We start from the raw sequence: 18,797 nt of genomic DNA, 5'->3' as shown, positions 1-18,797 counted from the left end.
TTAGATCTCCGTGTGCCAATTGGGCTTTCGTTTCTCGAGAAAGGAGGCAACGCCCTCTTTACCCTCATCACCCTGCAAGCATCCGCTGAAATTTTGTGCGGCGAACTCGACCTTCTCCGTATCCGGCGTACCGGGCATACCAATAATTAACGCTTTACAGGCAGCCACTGCACCGGGAGCGCATTCGAGTACGTCTTGCTTCACACGTTTTTCTGTTGAAGCCAGATCCTCGGCAGTTTCAGCCACGAAATCGAGGACACCCAATCTACCCGCCTCTTCCCCTTTGAAGCGCGCGGCCGTCACCATGAGACGACGACCTGTTGAGTACCCACACTTTTGTAAAACATATCGCGCGATTTGGGCAGGTGTTATGCCGATGCGGGTTTCAGAGAATCCAAATTTTGCATCCTTCATACCGATCGTGACATCGCAACAACAAGCAACACCCAAGCCGCCTGCCATAGCTGCACCCTCGATGACCGCCACGGTCACCTGCGGTAGCGCATTAAGATCGGCAAGCACATCGCCAATGCGACGACTCATGGTCATCGAGGCGTCGTTCTCGCCAGATGCCAGGGCCTTAAAGCCCTTGAGATCGCCGCCCGCGCAGAAAAAGCCACCTTTGCCGCGAATGGTCATACCGCGAATATCACGTTGCGGAGCAATCGACGTGATGACGGTCGCCAGGTCCTCCACGGCCTCATCCGTTAGCGGATTGCGTCGCTCAGGTTGGTTAAACCAAACGGTAAGCCATCCCTGATCGAGCTCAAGCGCGAGAGTTTTTGTCTCAGGTAGTGTCGCCATGATCACATCCTCGCAACGCCAAAGGCGTTGGCTCTTGTCTCTCTCAAACGACTCTCAAGCACTGTCTCCAAACAAAATGCCAAGACCTTTCGCGTATCTCTCGGATCAATAATGCCGTGATCAAGTACGCGGCCGGAGGTAAAGAAGGCATCTTCCTGTGCGTCAAAGTGCGCACGAATGGTGGCTGCTTGCTGCTCCAGCACCCCCTCTGGAATCTCTTGCCCCTTCCTCGCGGCACCCACTCGAGCCACCTCAGACATCGTATCGGCGGCGCTTTGTCCCGCCATGACACCGGTGCGAGCATTCGGCCACGCGAATAAGAAATCGGGCTGGTACGACCAGCCACACATTCCGTAATTTCCGGCACCGAAGCTTGCGCCGATATAGAGTGAGATTTTGGGCACCCGCGCATTCGAGACGGCTTGAATCATCTTTGCACCGTGCTTAATCATTCCGGCCTGCTCGTACTCGGTGCCCACCATGTAGCCGGTGGTGTTATTGAAGAACAAAATAGGCATGTCAGCCGCGTCGCAAAGCTGTATGAACTGTGCAGCCTTCGTCGCTCCATTGGGGTCAATCGGTCCGTTGTTACCAATGAAGCCAAAGCTAATGCCCGTGATGGAGGCATAACCACATACCGTGGAGACGCCATAGCGTGACTTAAACTCCTCCACGCAAGAGTCATCAACGATCCTAGTCAGCACTTCCCGGAAGTCGTAAGGCACTTTGGGATCAACTGGAATCGCACCTGCAAGCTCTTCAGCTGGATACCTGGGTGGCTCATAAGGTCGTCGCACGACAGTCGTTACACGCTTATTCCAATCGATGCTTTTCATCACCTCGCGCGCCTTGAGAATCCCGTGGGCATCGTCCTCCACCAGGTACTCCACCACACCGGAGACACTCGCGTGCATTTCGCTGCCGCCTAGCTCGCGGTCGTTGGCTTCTTCACCCGTCGCGGCTTTAACGAGAGCGGCACCACCAAGGGCGGCCATACCGTTTTCCTTAACGCCTATAACGTAATCAGACATGCCAGGCATGTAGGCTCCTCCCGCCGTGGAGCCGCCGTGTAAAACCACCATGGTGGGAATGCCCGCAGCTGACAGCCTTGCAAGATCCCTAAACACATTGCCAAACCGAGACCACAATTCGACTTTGTACTTCAGAAGGTTTGCACCGGCGGACTCGACCAAATGGATTACCGGTAACTTTTGTCGCATACACATCTCGAGGATGGAGGTCGATACAAACCCTGTAGATTCTGTCGCTGCACCGGCTGAAATCCCTGAGTCGTCAACCCAGATCATGCAACGCACGCCCTCGACAAACCCAACTCCCACGATAACGGAGGCCCCGGGCACACTCGTCTCGCGATCCGGATTCTCAACACAGTAGTTGGCCATAGAGTGCATCTGCAAAAACGGCATGCCCGGATCAAGCAGTCGCTCGAGTCGCTCACGCGGTGAGAGCTGACCCCGAGACTTAAAGGTTTTCAGTCGCTTATTTGAAGCGTCAATCGTGCGTTGTTCGAGTCCACGCCAGTGTTCAATGAGCTCAAACATGCTCGCTCTGTTTTCTTTGAAACTGTCGCTCGATGGCTGAACAGTTGAGGTCAACGTTGTCATATCAGGCCTCCAGCAAATGGTGAGGAATAGAGATGGGAGTATCCAGTAGAACTTGCGCGTAGGCCTTTGCCTGAGGATCGTTTCTCAAACTGGCAATACCGCCTCCACCAAGCGCGTTGTGGAGTAAAAAGTTCAATGCCGGCAGCCCGGGCATGTAGAAACGATCGATAGCAGGTTCTGTCATGAAATGAGCAAAGCGGTCACGCACATAGTCGGCGGTAAGCGCTTGAGCAATCCAAGGTAAGTACTCCGCCTTTCTCGCAATGATTCCGATATTGGCTTTATCTCCCTTGTCACCAGACCGACCCCACGCCAGTGTTTCTAAGGGCACGTCAATCAAGTCAGTAGTGCTCGTTGGCTGTGGAATGGGATCCGCATTGGCGGCGAGAACATCTGTTCGCGTCGCGGGCGGCGTAAAGTCGAACTCGCCATCGTCACTGACAAGTTTGAGAGCGAGTGATGACTTATCGACCAGCAATGAGAACAAGCGAATAACGGGAGAGGGCTTTGCCCGGGCACCCGCAAAAAAGGCCATCCCGGCAGGTGCACCCAGTGCGCAGCCCGTCATCTCTCGCAAGAAGAGACCCACAGCTCGGGCATCCTGATGCTTACAGGCGACCTTTAACGCTACCTCTCGGGTGTCAGATACCGCTGAATGTGCACCCCAAAAATGCTCCTCACCAACGATATCAATAGCGATCTCGTCAAAATCGTCGGCGCCCATTGCCGTCAGCTTTCTGCGTGCACGCGCCACGGCCTCATCGGCAAAAATACGGGCTTTGTCCGCGGCGCGCCGACCCACGTACCAAAATGTGGAACCCGCTCTGAAGCCATCTGCCCAGGTCATGCTTGTCTTGTACGTCGATGGAACACCCCGACCCCTTGCGCCTGTCATTTGCACGCGGTCGGGCCCAACTTGCTCAAGCTGAATTTGTGTAAAGTCGCAAATTACATCCGGCAATATATACGCCGCAGGGTCGCCAATTTCGTAGAGCAACTGCTCAGCCACACTGCCGCGATTAACAATCCCACCTGTTTTTTCGGGCTTATAAATATCGCAACGGCCATCTTCATAAACCTCAGCGATGGGGTAGCCCACCTCATGCAGTGATCCAGCAACTTGCTCCCAGTCCGTGAAGTTACCGCCAGTCGCCTGAGGGCCACATTCGATCAGATGTCCCACTGCAGAGCCTGCAGCCAACTTGTCGAGCTCGTCGGCTGACCAACCAAACTCGTGAATACACGCACCGAGTGTCACGGCGCTGTCCACACACCGACCCGTGACAACAATATCAGCCCCTGCATTTAAGGCCGCAGCAATAGGAAAGGCGCCAATGTAGGCATTCGCGCTCGCAATTTTCTCTCTTGGTGGAAATGTCTCGCCCGTAAACATCTCGGAAGCGTTACTCGCCGCCAATCGGTCCAGATCAGCTATCAAGTCATCACCGGTCACGACAACAACCTTCAGGTCCAATCCTGCATCACTGATAACCTTGCGAAGTGCCTCACCACAGGCCTCCGGATTCACTCCCCCAGCATTACTAATCAACTTGATGCCAGCGTCCGCAATACGCTCGAGATTCCTCTTCACGATGGCCGATACAAAATCGGACGCATAACCCAGCGTTGGATCTGAGGCCCGAGCTCTCGCCATGATGGACATCGTTATTTCGGCGAGATAGTCAAAGACGATGTAGTCAAGGTTACCCTCGCGCAAAAATTGCGCCATGGCCATATCCGTCTCACCCCAAAACCCTGTCGCCCCGCCAATTTTGATTGTTTTATTTGCCACTTTAGCCGAAGCCTCCCGCAAAAATGATTGCGCCTCATTAATAATGAGGCATACTCATTGACTATAGGTGTTATTAAAAATTACAGCAAGCAATATGAGGTGACTGCACTTAGGCCGTCATCTGCCTGCGATACAAACTGAAAAAGGCGGTACTTTGGGCGATACCCAACGACAGAGACTTGAAGCGCGCGAGGAGGCGATCCTTGCAGCCGCTACCTCACTCTTTGGTGAGTCCGGCGTCGACGGTGCTCGCATGGCTGAAATTGCGCGACGGGCCGATGTCGCGGAGGGAACGGTCTACCTCTACTACAAGAATAAGCATGAACTTTTAGAAGCTGTTGTAGACCGGTTTTGGCGCGAGCTTACAAAAGGTGCCAAAGCCGCAATTACAGCTGATGCGCCCCTAAGTCAGCAACTAACCGAACTGGCGAATTACCACTTAAGCTCACTGATTGACGATTTTAAGATTGTTGAAATCACCTCGCGCGCGCGTCAGCGCCATGGTGAACCGGGACGGCAATTACCTCAGATCAGGGAATACGTTCGGGTGTTTGACCTCATTATGCAACGAGGAATCACATCGGGCGAACTGGAGGCGGCAACACCTGTATGGCAAATGCGCGACGTATTTTATGGCACCTTAGAGCACTCTGCACGAACACTGGTGCTGCGCAATAAACCCTTCGACACGCGCGTCGTAGACAACTTACTTAGCTTATTCGACGGCTATCGCTTAAAACATAAGCCGAGCAAGCAAGAAGTCGGGTCGAAAGATGCAGCGCTTGAACTGCTACGTCGCTTAGAAAACGAGATTACGCGCTGGTGAACTAGCTCCACTGTGCGCGAAGCGCATCAATAAACCTACCCAGCTCAGCGTGCGGTAACTTATTAATCCCCGCAGCAGCTGCACGACCACCGCCCGTCTCAAATTGCCGGCATACCGCGTCGGCACCTGAACGATTATTGAGCGGGGCTCTCACGCTGACTAAGTAGCCGCCTTCTATGTCAGTAAGCACGGCATGGGCCCTGCCCGGAGACTGATTAGCAAGGTCGTTGCCGTACACACCGCTGACCCTTCTCGCCCAAGCCGCGTCAGGTAGTGAAATCACGGCAATGTCATCGTCTTCCACTGCACGAGGCGCCGTGTTCGCGGCGTGCATATCTTGCGTATAAGCATCGGTCAATGTCTCGAATAGGGCGCCATCCTCCTCGATCAACACTGAGGGAGTGTCGAACTGAGCCATGCGTTGGTAAAGCTCAGCAGGTGCGAAATGAAGATCAGAGAGACTTGCACCGTACGCATTGTAATTTACGCACACACCCAGCTGCCGCAGTGCATCGCGATCGACAGTGATATCGAGATTTTCAATGAGCTTGTCAGCCGTTGAATCGAAATTGTCCCCAAACGCACCAACACAAGCCCATTCGGTAAAACGCCCTCGTAACCGTCCGTTGATGAGTGCACTGGTACAAACCTCGGGAGCGGGACTAATCAATACGTCTAATAAAGGGTGTTGCGGAATGTCACCCGCAAAATGGTGATCGCAAAAAAAGACCTTGGCATCCGCGTCGAGCAATCGACTCACGTGATCCCGATTTTTATCGAAAGAGATGTCTAGTGCAGTGACCTGTCCGCCGGCCACACCGGGAACACGCTCGAGTAATTGGATGTCGCGTTTAACACCGGTAACAAGCTCAGCGTTGGGCCTCGGATCAGCGCGGCGCAACTGGATTAGTGCGCAAATACCGTCCGCATCGCCATTAAAAACATCGTAATCCATGTAAAAACGCCCCTTTTTCGCGGGGCGCATGCTACCAGATTGTCTTCATAAATGTCGTGGTCCTCAAATCGACACCGACTACTGCAGGGCGATTTTATCTACGTTTCTCGCAAGTAACGCCTCGCCAATACCCTGAACATCTTTAAGTGCTTCAACGGTTTCAAAATCACCATAGCGCTCACGAAACTCAACGATTCGGCGCGCAAGCTGTGGCCCCACACCTACAAGTTCCGCCGCTAAGGTACTGATGTCTGCGGTATTGATGTTGACAGTCTCTGCCGCACCGACCGAATCGACAACAAAAAATGTGAGTACCGCCGTCAGAAAAATACCGAACACATGGCGTGCAAGTGACCCGTGAGACGCCGCCAAGCTTGAACTCGAATTACTGTAAATAGTGTTACTAACCATCGTTTCTATCCTCGTAAATAAAGACTGGAATGAGTCTGATTGAGAATAGGTATGATGCAGCCGCTCCAAGGAGATCGCTGCCTCATATTGATGAAATTAGGCGGGTTGAGATTACGCGAGCCGTGCGATGATTTGATCAACAACGTCCGCAGGAGAGGATGCCCCGGTAATCGAGCGCCCCATGACCAAATGGGTGGCACCGCCATCGATGGCGTCCCACGGTGTAACCACGCGGCGCTGATCACTCGCGTCGTCTTCGGGCAGACGAATGCCAGGTGTCACCAGCGAAAAATCCCGCCCAAACTGCCGACTAAGCAATGTCGCTTCCTGCGCGGAACAAACAACGCCATCCATACCACTACTTTGCGCAAGTGTGGCCAACCTCAACACCTGCTCCGCAGGCGTCTCTGTAATCCCGAGGTCAGCCAGATCCGCATCGTCCATACTCGTCAGGACCGTGACAGCAATGAGCTGTGTTTTGTTTCCCCTCTGCGCCACACTATTCGCAGCGGCTTCCATCATCCGTCGCCCGCCCGAGGCATGAACATTAACCATCCAGACGCCCAAATCTGCAGCTGCGCTAACCGCGCCTGCAACGGTGTTGGGAATATCGTGAAATTTGAGATCCAAGAACACGTCGAACCCCAAATTATGAAGTGCAGAGAGGACAGCTGGGCCCTCGCTCGTAAACAATTGTTTACCCACCTTCACACGAACAACTTTTGGGTCCAGCAGCTGGGCGCAGGCAACAGCTTGGTCAAGTGTCGGGAAGTCGAGCGCGACAATCAGAGGGCTTCGCATAACATTCTCTTAAAACAAAGTTAACGGGCGGGTCGGTAAAGCGTATCCCAATTTTTGCACCCAGGACATTGCCAGTAAAAACTGGGCCCATGAAATCCGCAGACCCCACAGAGATAAGTTGACTGCTTCGCTGACAATTTACGCGCGGCCTTAATAACCTCTGGACGGCTGACTTGTTCACTCATGAGATCAAGCGCTTTTTCTAGGAGAGCTGATGTGGGTTTGTGGTCGAGGCCCTCAACGATGATCTCAAGCGCTTCAGCGTCCCTGCCTTCTGCGAGATATTCCTCAGCGAGTAGCGCTCTAAGTTGGGGATCATCACGGTCCCCAAGAAACCCCGAAACAAGTGGAATCAACCGACTTCTGTAATCGAGGGCATCACAAACCGTGCGAAACACATCGATGAACTCAGGAATGCGCGATGGTGCCACAGTCGCCGCAGAGAGTAGCCGATCAAACGCTTGCTTTAGTGCGCCCTCCTCGACATCGATCCGCGCCATGATTAAATGTGGCCAGATGCTCGTATCATCCCACCGCAACCCCTCGGCGGCTTCCTCACGCGCCAAGGCCCAAGACTTTTTGGCTTCTAAGTCTTCTGCGGCCTCACAACAGTAATTTGCAAGACGTGCTTTTATCTTATCCGCCTTCGCTTTTGACGTTGGCGACACCGTCGCCGCCAGCGCCGTTTTAAGTTGTGACTCCCCCAAACGACGTGCTTGAGCCCAGTCTCGGCTCGCTTCAAACACGTCAAGAAGAAGCACTTTGGCATCGGCTTCGTGCTCTTCTGACAAGTCGATTAGATCCTTTAATAGTTGCTCTGCGCGATCCAATAAACCCGCTGCAATAAAATCCTTCGCTAATTCAAGGTGTGCCTGATTCTTCTGTGCGTCAGGAAGCTTCGTTCGAGACAACAGTGACTGGTGAATCTTAATCGCGTTATCCACCTCCCCCCGTTTTCTCAGCAAACTGCCAAATGTGATATGCGTCTCGAAGGTCTCAGCATTAACAGCTAATGCTTCACTGAAGGCTTTCAACGCCGACTCTTGCTCACCATCGAGCAGGAAGTTCAAACCCAAGTAATATTGCGAGGGAGGCGTTTGATCCACTTCGTCATCACGCCCAGACGCACCGCGGCCAAGCACCCAGCCAGCCGCCACTGCAAGAAACAGCAAGGCAAGAAGGAGTGTGCTCGGCTCAGCCATTGCTCGGCGCGCGCTCCATACGTTGCTTTAAGCGCGTATTTTCGCGTCTTAGCGCCGCGAGGCCTGCGCGTTGACGCAAAACAATGCCACTGCTGATAAGACTCCCCGTGGCGAGGCCCGCAATCAAAAACAAGAGCAGCCAAACCGCCATTGTTTGCTCAGGAAGCGTGATCACAAAAAGGGAAAGCGGCACCACTGAGGTGTTTTGGGTCGCAAAGACAGCGCCGATAAATACGGATGCGACGAGGAGACTAAAGGCTAGCGCGGCACGCAGCCAACCGAGCATTAAAATACCGCCTTGATCGAGCGATTCACCCGCTCCCTCAGCTCTTTACCCGGCTTGAAATGCGGAACATGCTTACCCTCGAGGTCGACGGTATCGCCCGTCTTGGGATTGCGACCTTTACGCGGCTCGCGATAATGCAGAGAAAAACTTCCGAAGCCACGAATCTCAATACGCTCTCCAGATGAAAGCGAGTCAGCCATGTGATCAATCATTAACTTCACGGCCAGCTCAACGTCTTTTGTGGTTAGCTGGTTGTGCTGTGACGCCATTAAGTCGATAAGTTCGCTACGTGTCATGTTTCCTCGCTCCTTGCCGTATTGTCCACACCATAGCGGGCACACACAAGGGCAAAAACCCTTACCTGCTCTCTTTCAGAGTCGCTCGAGAGAATTTTCGGGGACTTACAGTGTAAGGGTTTTATTAAAACAGACTCGACATCTGCTGTTTTAACTTTGTGAACGACATCGATGAGTGCATGTGCTGTGTAGACTCGCGCGCTCAGGCGCCTATTCAGGTGCACTCTTTAGTGACCTTAAAACCCTCAAACCTTCCCAGTTCGACCAGACCATTATCGTTGTACTTGCCAAAAAAAAAGCCGGCAATGCCGGCTTTTTTAGGTGTTGCAACAAATGAACCGACTTACTGGTTGTCCATCTGCGCCTTGATCAAGTCACCGATAGTACCCGGAGATGCTGCACCGTCTTGCTGCTTGAGTGACTGAACTGCTTCTTTCTCGTCGTCCATATCCTTGGCTTTGATCGACAAGCCAATAGCACGTGTCTTGCGATCAATCGCGACGATCTTAGCTTCAACTTTTTCACCGACACTCAGAACCGAGCGCGCGTCTTCAACGCGATCACGGCTAAGATCAGCTACCTTGATGTAACCATCGACCTCTTCGTTAAGCTTAACGACCGCACCCTTAGCATCCACCTCGGTAACTTCGCCTGTAACGATGCTGCCCTTGTCTGACTCACCCAAGTAAATGGAGAATGAATCTTCCTCGAGTTGCTTGATACCCAGAGAAATACGCTCACGCTCAGGATCGATGCTCAAGATGACAGTTTCGATCTCGTCACCCTTCTTGTAGTTGCGGACCGCCTCTTCGCCAGTCTCGTTCCAGCTGATATCACTGAGGTGAACCAAGCCGTCGATGTTGCCCGCTAGACCGATGAAGATACCGAAATCAGTGATCGACTTGATCGAACCTGAAATCTTATCGCCTGTCGCATGCTGCGAGGCGAACGCATCCCACGGGTTCTGCTGGCATTGCTTGATGCCGAGTGAGATACGACGACGCTCTTGGTCGATATCAAGAACCATCACCTCAACTTCATCGCCCAAATTGACGATCTTGGAAGGGTGAACGTTCTTATTAGTCCAATCCATTTCGGAGACGTGAACCAGACCTTCAACACCCTCTTCGATCTCAGCAAAACAGCCGTAATCAGTGAGGTTGGTAATGCGTGCATTCACACGGCTACCTTCTGGGTAACGATTAGTGATCTCAACCCACGGATCTTCGCCCAATTGCTTAAGACCAAGTGATACACGGTTTCGCTCACGGTCGAACTTGAGTACTTTGACATCCATTTCTTGACCGACTTCGACCACTTCGCTTGGATGCTTAATGCGCTTCCACGCCATGTCTGTGATGTGCAGTAGGCCGTCAACACCACCCAGATCAACGAACGCACCGTAGTCGGTGAGGTTCTTGACCACACCCTTGACGCTCTGACCTTCTTGGAGGTTTTCCAGCAACTCATCGCGCTCGGCGCTGTTAGCTGCTTCCATGACCGCGCGACGAGAGACAACAACGTTGTTGCGCTTCTGATCGAGCTTGATCACTTTGAATTCGAGTTCTTTACCTTCGAGATGCGCTGTTTCACGAATCGGACGTACGTCGATGAGTGAGCCAGGTAGGAAGGCACGGATAGAGTCCACGTCGACTGTGAAGCCGCCTTTGACTTTCCCGTTAATGACACCAATAACAACCTCTTGCGCAACATGCGCGGCTTCCAAGGTCTTCCACGCTTCGGCGCGCTTCGCTTTTTCACGCGACAGCTTCGTCTCGCCAAAACCGTCTTCAACGGTCTCAAGTGCTACTTGAACTTCATCACCAATGTTAAGTGTGCACTCGCCGCCGGCGTTGGTGAATTGATCGCGAGGAATGACACCCTCAGATTTGAGACCTGCGTGGACAGTAACCCACTCGTTATCGATGTCGATAACAACGCCCGTTACGATTGAGCCGGGCTCCATGTCTACTGTCTTTAAACTTTCTTCGAATAACTCGGCGAATGATTCGCTCATTGAATATACCTGTCGTGTCGCTGCAAACAACGCAGCACCAACCATCTTACCCGGTTGGGTCGGTTAAAAACGCACTGAGTCGAGGGGTAAGGCCTTTATCCGTCTGAGTGCACTAGCCCTTTTAGAGTTACTAGAGACATCACATGCGCGAAAACGTCGTCCGCTGTCATTGCCGTGCTGTCGACAATCACCGCGTCCTCTGCTGGCATGAGTGGTGACGCTGAGCGGGTCCTATCCCGCAGGTCACGAGCCTCTATGGCCTCCAAAAGGCGCGGCAGACTAACATTCTCGCCTTGCTGCTGCAACTGGCTTTGTCGCCTTTGAGCCCGCGCAGCTGCTGACGCCTCAAGAAAAATCTTTAGAGGTGCTTTGGGAAAAACGACCGTACCCATATCGCGACCATCTGCCACCAACCCCGGGGGACAAGCAAGCTCCCTCTGACGCGATAACAGTGCATCTCTGACCGACGCGATGGCGGCAACCGCGGAAGCCCCCTCACCGCCTCTCACACTTCGCACGGAGTCGGTCACATCGGCACCGGAATAGATGACGCGTACACCGGTCGCTGAACTGAGAAACGCTACGTCTAATGAGCGGGCAATCTGTGTCACGCCGGCCTCATCAGACCAGTCGATAGCATTAACCGTGGCGGCATAACCCACTACGCGGTAGAGCGCTCCACTGTCCAGAAGGTGGAAATTAAGCGCTTCTGCTAAGCGCTGTGACAAGGTGCCTTTGCCCGAGCCGCTAGGCCCGTCAACACATATTACGGTGGTGCTCACGATTAAAACACCTCGGAAATACGCAATCCCGCGCCCTGTGCAAGCGCCGCAAAGCCAGGGAAGGAAGTGGCGACGTGATCGCAATCGTTGACTTGAATGGGACCGTTTGCGCGCAACGCCGCAATGGAAAATGACATGGCGATCCGATGGTCATGAAAGGTATTCACCTCGCCACCCGTCATTTGGCCACCTGTTATGACAATACCGTCCGACCTGACCTCATTTTGAACACCCAGCCGCGTCAATCCCTCGGCCATAGATGCAATGCGATCGCTCTCTTTCACACGGAGTTCCTCGGCACCGGACAATGTCGTCGTTCCAGCCGCACACGCAGCCGCAATAAAGAGGATCGGAAACTCATCGATTGCGAGAGGAACCAGATCCTGCGGTATTTCAATGCCCGTCAAGGAAGCAGACCGAACGCGCAAATCAGCCACAGGCTCACCGCCGACCTCGCGCTCATTCAATACCTCGATATCTGCACCCATCAGCGTCAGGATAGTGATAACACCCGAGCGTGTTGGGTTCATGCCTACGTGCTCAAGGGTCAGGTCAGAGCCTTCGGCAATGGAGGCAGCCACCAAGAAAAAGGCCGCTGACGAAATGTCCGCGGGGATATCAAGTGTCGCTGCTTTTAAGGCGCCACCGCCTTGCAAGCTGATCACTTCATTTTCACACTCTACGTCGTAACCAAAACCACGCAGCATCCGCTCAGTGTGATCGCGCGTTGGCGCAGGCTCCGTCACGGAGGTTCGACCCTCGGCGAACAGTCCCGCCAACAAAACGCATGACTTTACCTGTGCACTGGCAACCGGCATGTCGTAGTGAATGCTTCTGAGCGATTTGCCCCCTTTTATGTGCAGCGGAGGACGACCCTCGTCGCTATCAATCACGGCGCCCATGGCCGCCAGCGGTGTTGTCACCCGCCCCATGGGGCGTTTTTGCAGCGACACATCGCCCGTCATGGTTGAGTCGAACGACTGTGCCGCGAGTAACCCACTGAGCAAACGAATACTGGTACCTGAATTTCCCATATCAAGCACGTCAACGGGGGGCTTCAACCCATGCATGCCCACGCCGTCAATTTCGATTTTTCCCTGCTCAGGACCGCGTATGGTGACGCCCATACCCCTAAATGCCTGGACCGTGCAGAGCGCGTCTTGACCTTCTAGAAAACCAGTCGCTACCGTGGTCCCTTCGGCTAGGGCGCCCAACATGACGGTACGGTGTGACATTGATTTATCGCCCGGCACTCGGACAGAGCCGGTGAGCGAGCCACCCGGCTCGACCAAAAACCTCATGACGTCTCCTCTGTCGTACTTTGAAGTAAAGGGTTAAGAATACTGTCGTGCTCGCGCCGGTGCGTTCGACACCTGGCAAAATACGACTGTAGGGCCTCTGCATCTTGTGCATCCACCATTGTTCTCAGCAATTGCATCTCTGTCTCAAACTGGTCAATGGAGTGGAGCAAAGCATCGCGATTCGTGATCGCAATATCCGTCCACATAAGCGGGTCAGACGCGGCAATCCGGGTCATATCCCTGAGAGCGCCACCCCCATGAACCATGGGGTCGGATTCATCGCGCTCGAGTGCACCTGTTAGGGCATAAGACACTAAATGAGGCATGTGAGAACTCGCCGCCAGCATGGCGTCGTGCGCTGTTACCGACATATGACGAATATAGCCACCGGTTAACGCCCACATCGCACTGACTGTCTCGATGGCCGTAGGATTAGTCCCTGGTAACGGCGTGAGAATGATTTCGCGTCCGTTAAAGAGCGCAGCATCCGCATTTTCAACACCACTGTGCTCTGACCCAGCAATGGGGTGACCAGGTACAAAGTCCGGATAATCAACGCTCAGGGCGTCCACCACATAGCCTTTAATGCTGGCAAGGTCGGTAATGACCGGTTTTCGTGTCGCGTCGACAACAAGCGCTGTTAGCTCGCTTAAGACCTCAGCCGTTGCAATGGGTGGCGCACCAACAACAATCACATCCGCCTGCTCTACGATATCGCTCAGCATCAGGGAGTAATCGTCGATGACACCCAGCTCAAGCCCGCGCTTAAGACTCGGCTCCCTCGGGCCCCAGGCGATAAGCCTGCCGTCCCACTGACTGGATTTAAGTGCACGGGCGAGCGACCCAGAAATCAGCCCCAATCCAACCAACGCCACGGTGCGCGCATGAAAAGCAGTCATCAGATGGGCGCTTTCGGGTATGAGCCCAAGGGTTTCAATAAAATCGAGTTTTCCTCGAGCGCGGACATGACGCCCTTCACCAAGTCATCTGAGAGATGGCCCTCGAACTCGATAAAGAACATGTAGGTCCACTTTTCCGTTTTGGACGGCCGGGAATCAATGCGTGTCAGACTAATGCCCCGCTCTTCAAACGGCCGCAACAGATTAAGCAGAGCACCCGGTCGATTTCGACTGGCGATTAAGATCGAGGTTTTATCCGCGCCGCTGGCGGGTACGGTTTCCCGTCCAATGACATAAAAGCGCGTGGTGTTGTGCGCAATGTCTTGAATCGCCTCGCTCAGTTTAGCGAGATCGTAATTTTCAACAGCAAGGTCGCCCGCGATGGCCGCAACATTTGGCTCGTTTTTCGCACGTTGCGCCGCCTCCCCGTTACTGCGACACACGTCCCGAGGAACACCCGGCAAGTTGGCGTCGAGCCAGTCGCGACACTGACCTAACGCCTGCTCGTGACCACAGACCACCGTAATGTCATCGAGCGATTGCGAGGATCCCGCGAGAAGATGATGAACCACGGGCAATTCCACCTCACCGATGATCTGCAACGGTGACTCAAGGAAGCAATCGAGCGTCTGGCCCACCATACCTTCAGTTGAGTTCTCAACGGGGACAACCGCCATGTCGCAAGCACGATCCTCTACCAGTCTAAATACATCTCGAATGGTCGATTGGGGCTCTAAAATGGCTGACTGCCCAAAATGTTTAAGCGCCGCCGCCTGCGAATAGGTTCCTACGGGGCCCAGAAACCCCACGGTAAGGGGGCGCTCTAAGGCCAAGCAGCTCGACATAATTTCACGAAGAATCCGCGCTGCCTGATCAGCGGGGAGCGGGCCGGGATTATTTTCCTGAATCGCTCTTAAAATCTGCGCCTCTCGCTCCGGCCGGTAGAACAGCGCATCACCACCTTGGCTTGCAGCGAGCTTAATCTCAGCTACACGGCGTGCGCAGGCAGCTCTCGCATTGATCAACTCAAGGAGCTGCCGATCTATTGAATCGATATCCGCTCGGATTACTGCTAACTGATCATCAGAGGCCATGACGAGGGTCTCTATCCATTGTCTTTTTCGAAACGATGCATGAATTCGCACAAAGCATCAACGGAGGCTTGCTCAACCGCATTGTAAATACTGGCTCTCATACCACCTACGGAGCGATGACCTTTGAGGTTCAACAACTGAGCCTCTTCAGCCTGCTCAAGAAACACTTTGTCTAATGTTGCATCAGCCAAGGTGAACGGCACGTTCATCAATGACCTACATTGAGGATCCACGGGATTTGCATAGAACTCGCTGTCGTCGATGACCTTGTATAGCGTCTGAGCCTTACGCTTATTTATCGCATACATGGCATCTAAACCACCCAACGACTCAAGCCACTCAAACACCAATCCCGCGAGATAAATCCCGAAGGTCGGCGGTGTGTTGTACATCGAGTCATTTTCTGCCGCTATTTTCCAATTGAGCATGGCCGGAATGTTCTCGCGCGCGCGGCCCAGCAAATCCCGCCTCACGATAACGATACAGAGCCCCGCAGGACCTATATTCTTCTGCGCGCCGGCATAGATGACGCCGAATTGATCAACGTCAATCGGTCGAGAGAGAATCGTCGAAGACATGTCAGCGATGAGCGGCACGTCGCTTTTGGGTACAAAGGCAAACTCCAGACCGCCAATTGTCTCATTTGGGCAGTAGTGCAGGTAGGCAGCATCCGGCGTTGTAGACCAGTCCGACTGAGGCGCAATGGTTGTAAAGTTTGAAGACTCAGAGCTCGACGCGACATTTACGTTCGCCAATCGCTTTCCTTCCGCCAAGGCTTTTTTCGACCACTGCCCGGTTACGACTTGATCGACAGTGTCGTCAGCACGGCTCAGATTCAATGGAACTGATGCAAATTGCTGCGACGCACCCCCCTGCTGAAAGAGCACCGCGTAATCGTCGCCAATACCAAGAAGCCTTCGGAGTGACGCCTCTGCGCGCTCAGCAATACCCACAAACTCCGGACTACGGTGGCTTAACTCCATTACGGAGGCACCCGCACCTTGCCAATTAAGGAGTTCAGCCTGAGCACGCTCCAACACCGCGGCGGGAAGCGCTGCCGGCCCCGCACAGAAGTTATGTGCTCGCATCACTCTTGGGACTCGGTGTTATCGTCGTCCGCAGCGCCCTCAGCCACTACTGGCTGGGCAGGCTCTGCCGCATCATCGTCTTCGACGATACGACTTACACTGACCAACGCTTCTCCATCACGTGTGCGAATGACCCGCACACCCTGCGTATTTCGGCCTAGCAAACTGACCTCATCGACTCGCGTTCGAACCGCCGTGCCCTGGTTAGAGATCAACATCATTTCGTCGGCATCCCAAACCTGAACGGCACCAACGAGCGATCCATTTCGCTCTGACGTCGACATAGCGATGACACCCTTACCGCCCCGCCCTTTCGCTGGGAATTCCGCGTTTTCTGTGCGCTTACCGTATCCGTTCTCGGTCACCGTCAATATGCGGCCACCCTCTTGGGGGACGATGAGCGAAATCAGCTTATGGCCTTTCGCCAGATTGATGCCTCGCACCCCGCGAGCTGTTCTTCCCATCGCACGGACTTGGCTCTCGTTAAATCGCGTCGCTTTGCCCTCACTTGAGAACAGCATAATGTCGCTATTGCCCTCAGTAATTGCCGTACCGATGAGTACATCATCCTCATCGAGCTCAATGGCCCTCAAGCCGACACTGCGCTGACGTGCAAACTGCGTGGCAGCCGTCTTTTTAACCGTACCGTTTGCCGTAGCCATAAAGACAAACTGATCTTCACTGTAACCATCGATCGGCAGGATGGATGTAATACGCTCGTCTTCATCCAAGGCGAGCAAATTAACCATTGGCCGTCCTCGCGAGTTACGACTCGCCAGCGGAATATGGAATACCTTCAGCCAGTAGACTTTACCCAGATTGGAGAAACATAAGACGGTCGCGTGCGTGCTTGCGATCAATAAATGCTCAACAAAGTCCTCATCTTTCACCGCCGTCGCGCTTCGTCCGGTACCGCCGCGTCGCTGTGCTTGATAGTCGGTCAATGACTGCGTTTTCGCGTAACCCAAATGCGAAATCGTGACGACCCGATCTTCCTCTGTAATGAGGTCTTCAACCGTTAAGTCGTGCGCTGAATCGGTAATTTCCGTGAGACGTTCATCACCAAAATCCGTAACGATTTCCTCGAGCTCCTCGCGAATGACCGAGCGCAGTCGATCTGGATCGCCCAATATCTCAAGTAAATCGGCGATCTCAGCGACCTTATCGGCGTATTCCTGAAGCAGCTTCTCGTGCTCAAGACCGGTAAGACGGTTGAGGCGTAAATCTAAGATTGCCTGAGCCTGTGCCGGAGAAAGATGATACTTGCCGTCAATTAGACCAAAGTCGCCGTCAAGGTCCTCTGGGCGACAAGCAGACTCGCCCGCGCGCTCGAGCATCGCGCTGACATCACCTGGCGCCCACGCAGCCGCCACGAGGCGCTCACGTGCATCCGCCGCCGTAGGGGACGTTTTAATAAGCTCGATAATCTCGTCGATATTGGCTAGCGCAACCGCCAAACCTTCTAAGACATGACCCCGCTCGCGCGCTTTTCGCAACAGGAACAGTGTCCGGCGCGTTACGACCTCTCGGCGGTGGCGTATAAAGGCCTCAATGATTTCTTTGAGGTTAAGCACCTTCGGCTGGCCGTCAACCAAGGCGACCATATTGATGCCCACCACCGACTGAAGCTGTGTCTGCGCGTACAAGTTATTGAGCACAACATCACCGACCTCGCCACGACGAAGCTCAATCACCACGCGCAAGCCGTCCTTGTCGGACTCATCGCGAAGCTCGGTAATTCCCTCGATCTTTTTCTCTTTCACCAGCTCGGCAATACGCTCCAATAAGCGCGCCTTGTTTAACTGATAAGGAATCTCATGGATGATAATTGTGTCTTTGCCTTTTGACTCATCGGTGATGACTTCCGCTTTAGCTCTGACGTAAATTCGACCCCGCCCCGTTCGGTAGGCCTGAATAATGCCGGCGCGTCCGGTGATGATGGCGCCCGTTGGAAAATCAGGGCCGGGAATGTAACGAATGAGGTCATCAATGGTGAGCTCTGGGTTCTCAAGGAGCGCCAGACACCCTGCAACCACTTCTCGCATGTTATGCGGTGGAATGTTGGTCGCCATTCCCACAGCAATACCTGCCGACCCGTTAATGAGCAGGTTGGGGGCTCGCGTGGGGAGAACCACGGGGATATGTTCGGTCCCGTCGTAGTTTTCCGCAAAATCAACCGTTTCCTTCTCGAGGTCGGCCAGTAGCGAGTGCGCCAGCTTGGTCATGCGAATTTCGGTGTAACGCATCGCCGCCGCCGAATCGCCATCTATCGAGCCGAAATTGCCTTGCCCGTCTACCAGTGGGTAGCGCAACGAAAACGTCTGCGCCATACGCACGATGGTGTCGTAGACCGCGGAGTCACCATGAGGGTGATATTTACCGATAACGTCACCCACGACACGTGCCGATTTCTTATAGGCTTTGTTCCAGTCGTTGTTGAGCTCGTTCATGGCAAAGAGCACGCGCCGGTGCACGGGCTTTAGCCCGTCCCGAACATCGGGCAATGCACGTCCGACGATGACGCTCATCGCATAATCCATGTAGGATTGCTTGAGCTCGTCCTCGATATTGATAGGGTGTACTTCTTGCGCTAAGTCTTGCTGCTGATCTGACATCCG

17 protein-coding genes are annotated in these 18,797 nt (G+C 53.8%); 1 reads left to right on the top strand and 16 read right to left on the bottom strand.

Translation table 11 applies throughout. The features are described 5' to 3' along the window. Genes E0F26_RS06410 through E0F26_RS06400 form a run of 3 tightly spaced genes read right to left on the bottom strand, consistent with a single transcriptional unit; the run spans position 1 to position 4,221 of the window. Entirely contained in the window at positions 1-804 is an 804-nt protein-coding gene (locus E0F26_RS06410; RefSeq protein ID WP_279240841.1) for an enoyl-CoA hydratase/isomerase family protein, read from the bottom strand. Positions 805-806: 2 nt separating this feature from the next. Further along, positions 807-2,429 carry an acyl-CoA carboxylase subunit beta gene (locus E0F26_RS06405; protein WP_279240840.1) on the bottom strand — a complete coding sequence of 541 codons (1,623 nt, stop codon included), beginning with the start codon at positions 2,427-2,429 and terminating at the stop codon, positions 807-809. 1 nt (position 2,430) lies between these two features. Further along, positions 2,431-4,221 (bottom strand): acyclic terpene utilization AtuA family protein, encoded by a 1,791-nt coding sequence (locus E0F26_RS06400; RefSeq protein ID WP_279240839.1) that lies wholly within the window; start codon positions 4,219-4,221, stop codon positions 2,431-2,433. Positions 4,222-4,375: 154 nt separating this feature from the next. Between E0F26_RS06400 and E0F26_RS06395 the strand changes: the two genes are divergently transcribed. Continuing rightward, a complete protein-coding gene (locus tag E0F26_RS06395) occupies positions 4,376-5,047 on the top strand; it encodes a TetR/AcrR family transcriptional regulator (RefSeq protein ID WP_279240838.1) in 672 nt (223 codons plus the stop codon). Position 5,048: 1 nt separating this feature from the next. Here E0F26_RS06395 and E0F26_RS06390 read toward each other — a convergent pair whose 3' ends face one another. The 13 genes from E0F26_RS06390 to gyrA form a co-directional block, all read right to left on the bottom strand. Further along, positions 5,049-6,002, bottom strand: coding sequence for a DHH family phosphoesterase (locus E0F26_RS06390; protein ID WP_279240837.1), 954 nt, complete (start codon positions 6,000-6,002; stop codon positions 5,049-5,051). A gap of 78 nt (positions 6,003-6,080) precedes the next feature. Further along, on the bottom strand, positions 6,081-6,413 hold the full coding sequence (locus tag E0F26_RS06385; protein WP_279240836.1) for a ComEA family DNA-binding protein: 333 nt from the start codon (positions 6,411-6,413) through the stop codon (positions 6,081-6,083). Between the two features lie 111 nt (positions 6,414-6,524). After that, on the bottom strand, positions 6,525-7,214 hold the full coding sequence (gene pyrF, locus E0F26_RS06380; protein ID WP_279240835.1) for an orotidine-5'-phosphate decarboxylase: 690 nt from the start codon (positions 7,212-7,214) through the stop codon (positions 6,525-6,527). Positions 7,215-7,234: 20 nt separating this feature from the next. After that, positions 7,235-8,416: a hypothetical protein gene (locus tag E0F26_RS06375; protein ID WP_279240834.1), complete on the bottom strand. Its 1,182-nt coding sequence runs from the start codon at positions 8,414-8,416 to the stop codon at positions 7,235-7,237. Beyond that, the gene (locus tag E0F26_RS06370) at positions 8,409-8,702 is read right to left on the bottom strand and encodes a LapA family protein (RefSeq protein ID WP_279240833.1); all 294 of its coding nucleotides are present in this window, start codon (positions 8,700-8,702) and stop codon (positions 8,409-8,411) included. The genes E0F26_RS06375 and E0F26_RS06370 overlap by 8 nt, the downstream gene beginning before the upstream one ends. Beyond that, positions 8,702-8,998 carry an integration host factor subunit beta gene (locus E0F26_RS06365; RefSeq protein ID WP_279240832.1) on the bottom strand — a complete coding sequence of 99 codons (297 nt, stop codon included), beginning with the start codon at positions 8,996-8,998 and terminating at the stop codon, positions 8,702-8,704. The genes E0F26_RS06370 and E0F26_RS06365 overlap by 1 nt, the downstream gene beginning before the upstream one ends. Positions 8,999-9,341: 343 nt before the next feature. Further along, positions 9,342-11,015: a 30S ribosomal protein S1 gene (gene rpsA / locus E0F26_RS06360; protein WP_279240831.1), complete on the bottom strand. Its 1,674-nt coding sequence runs from the start codon at positions 11,013-11,015 to the stop codon at positions 9,342-9,344. 95 nt (positions 11,016-11,110) lie between these two features. Next, positions 11,111-11,797, bottom strand: coding sequence for a (d)CMP kinase (gene cmk / locus E0F26_RS06355; RefSeq protein ID WP_279240830.1), 687 nt, complete (start codon positions 11,795-11,797; stop codon positions 11,111-11,113). 2 nt (positions 11,798-11,799) lie between these two features. Next, positions 11,800-13,098: a 3-phosphoshikimate 1-carboxyvinyltransferase gene (gene aroA / locus E0F26_RS06350; RefSeq protein WP_279240829.1), complete on the bottom strand. Its 1,299-nt coding sequence runs from the start codon at positions 13,096-13,098 to the stop codon at positions 11,800-11,802. Next, positions 13,095-13,997, bottom strand: coding sequence for a prephenate dehydrogenase (locus E0F26_RS06345; RefSeq protein ID WP_279240828.1), 903 nt, complete (start codon positions 13,995-13,997; stop codon positions 13,095-13,097). Before E0F26_RS06345 ends, aroA begins: the two co-directional genes overlap by 4 nt. Beyond that, a complete protein-coding gene (pheA, locus tag E0F26_RS06340) occupies positions 13,997-15,091 on the bottom strand; it encodes a prephenate dehydratase (protein WP_279240827.1) in 1,095 nt (364 codons plus the stop codon). Before pheA ends, E0F26_RS06345 begins: the two co-directional genes overlap by 1 nt. Positions 15,092-15,102: 11 nt before the next feature. Beyond that, positions 15,103-16,182 carry a 3-phosphoserine/phosphohydroxythreonine transaminase gene (serC, locus tag E0F26_RS06335; RefSeq protein WP_279240826.1) on the bottom strand — a complete coding sequence of 360 codons (1,080 nt, stop codon included), beginning with the start codon at positions 16,180-16,182 and terminating at the stop codon, positions 15,103-15,105. Beyond that, on the bottom strand, positions 16,179-18,794 hold the full coding sequence (gyrA, locus tag E0F26_RS06330; RefSeq protein ID WP_279240825.1) for a DNA gyrase subunit A: 2,616 nt from the start codon (positions 18,792-18,794) through the stop codon (positions 16,179-16,181). The genes serC and gyrA overlap by 4 nt, the downstream gene beginning before the upstream one ends. Between the last annotated feature and the right edge of the window lie 3 nt (positions 18,795-18,797).

It is taken from the genome of Candidatus Paraluminiphilus aquimaris, from assembly GCF_026230195.1.
In the GTDB taxonomy this organism is placed as follows: Bacteria; Pseudomonadota; Gammaproteobacteria; order Pseudomonadales; family Halieaceae; genus Luminiphilus; species Luminiphilus aquimaris.
Note: the sequence above shows the minus strand (reverse complement) of the source record. Positions and strands in the feature narration are given on the sequence as shown.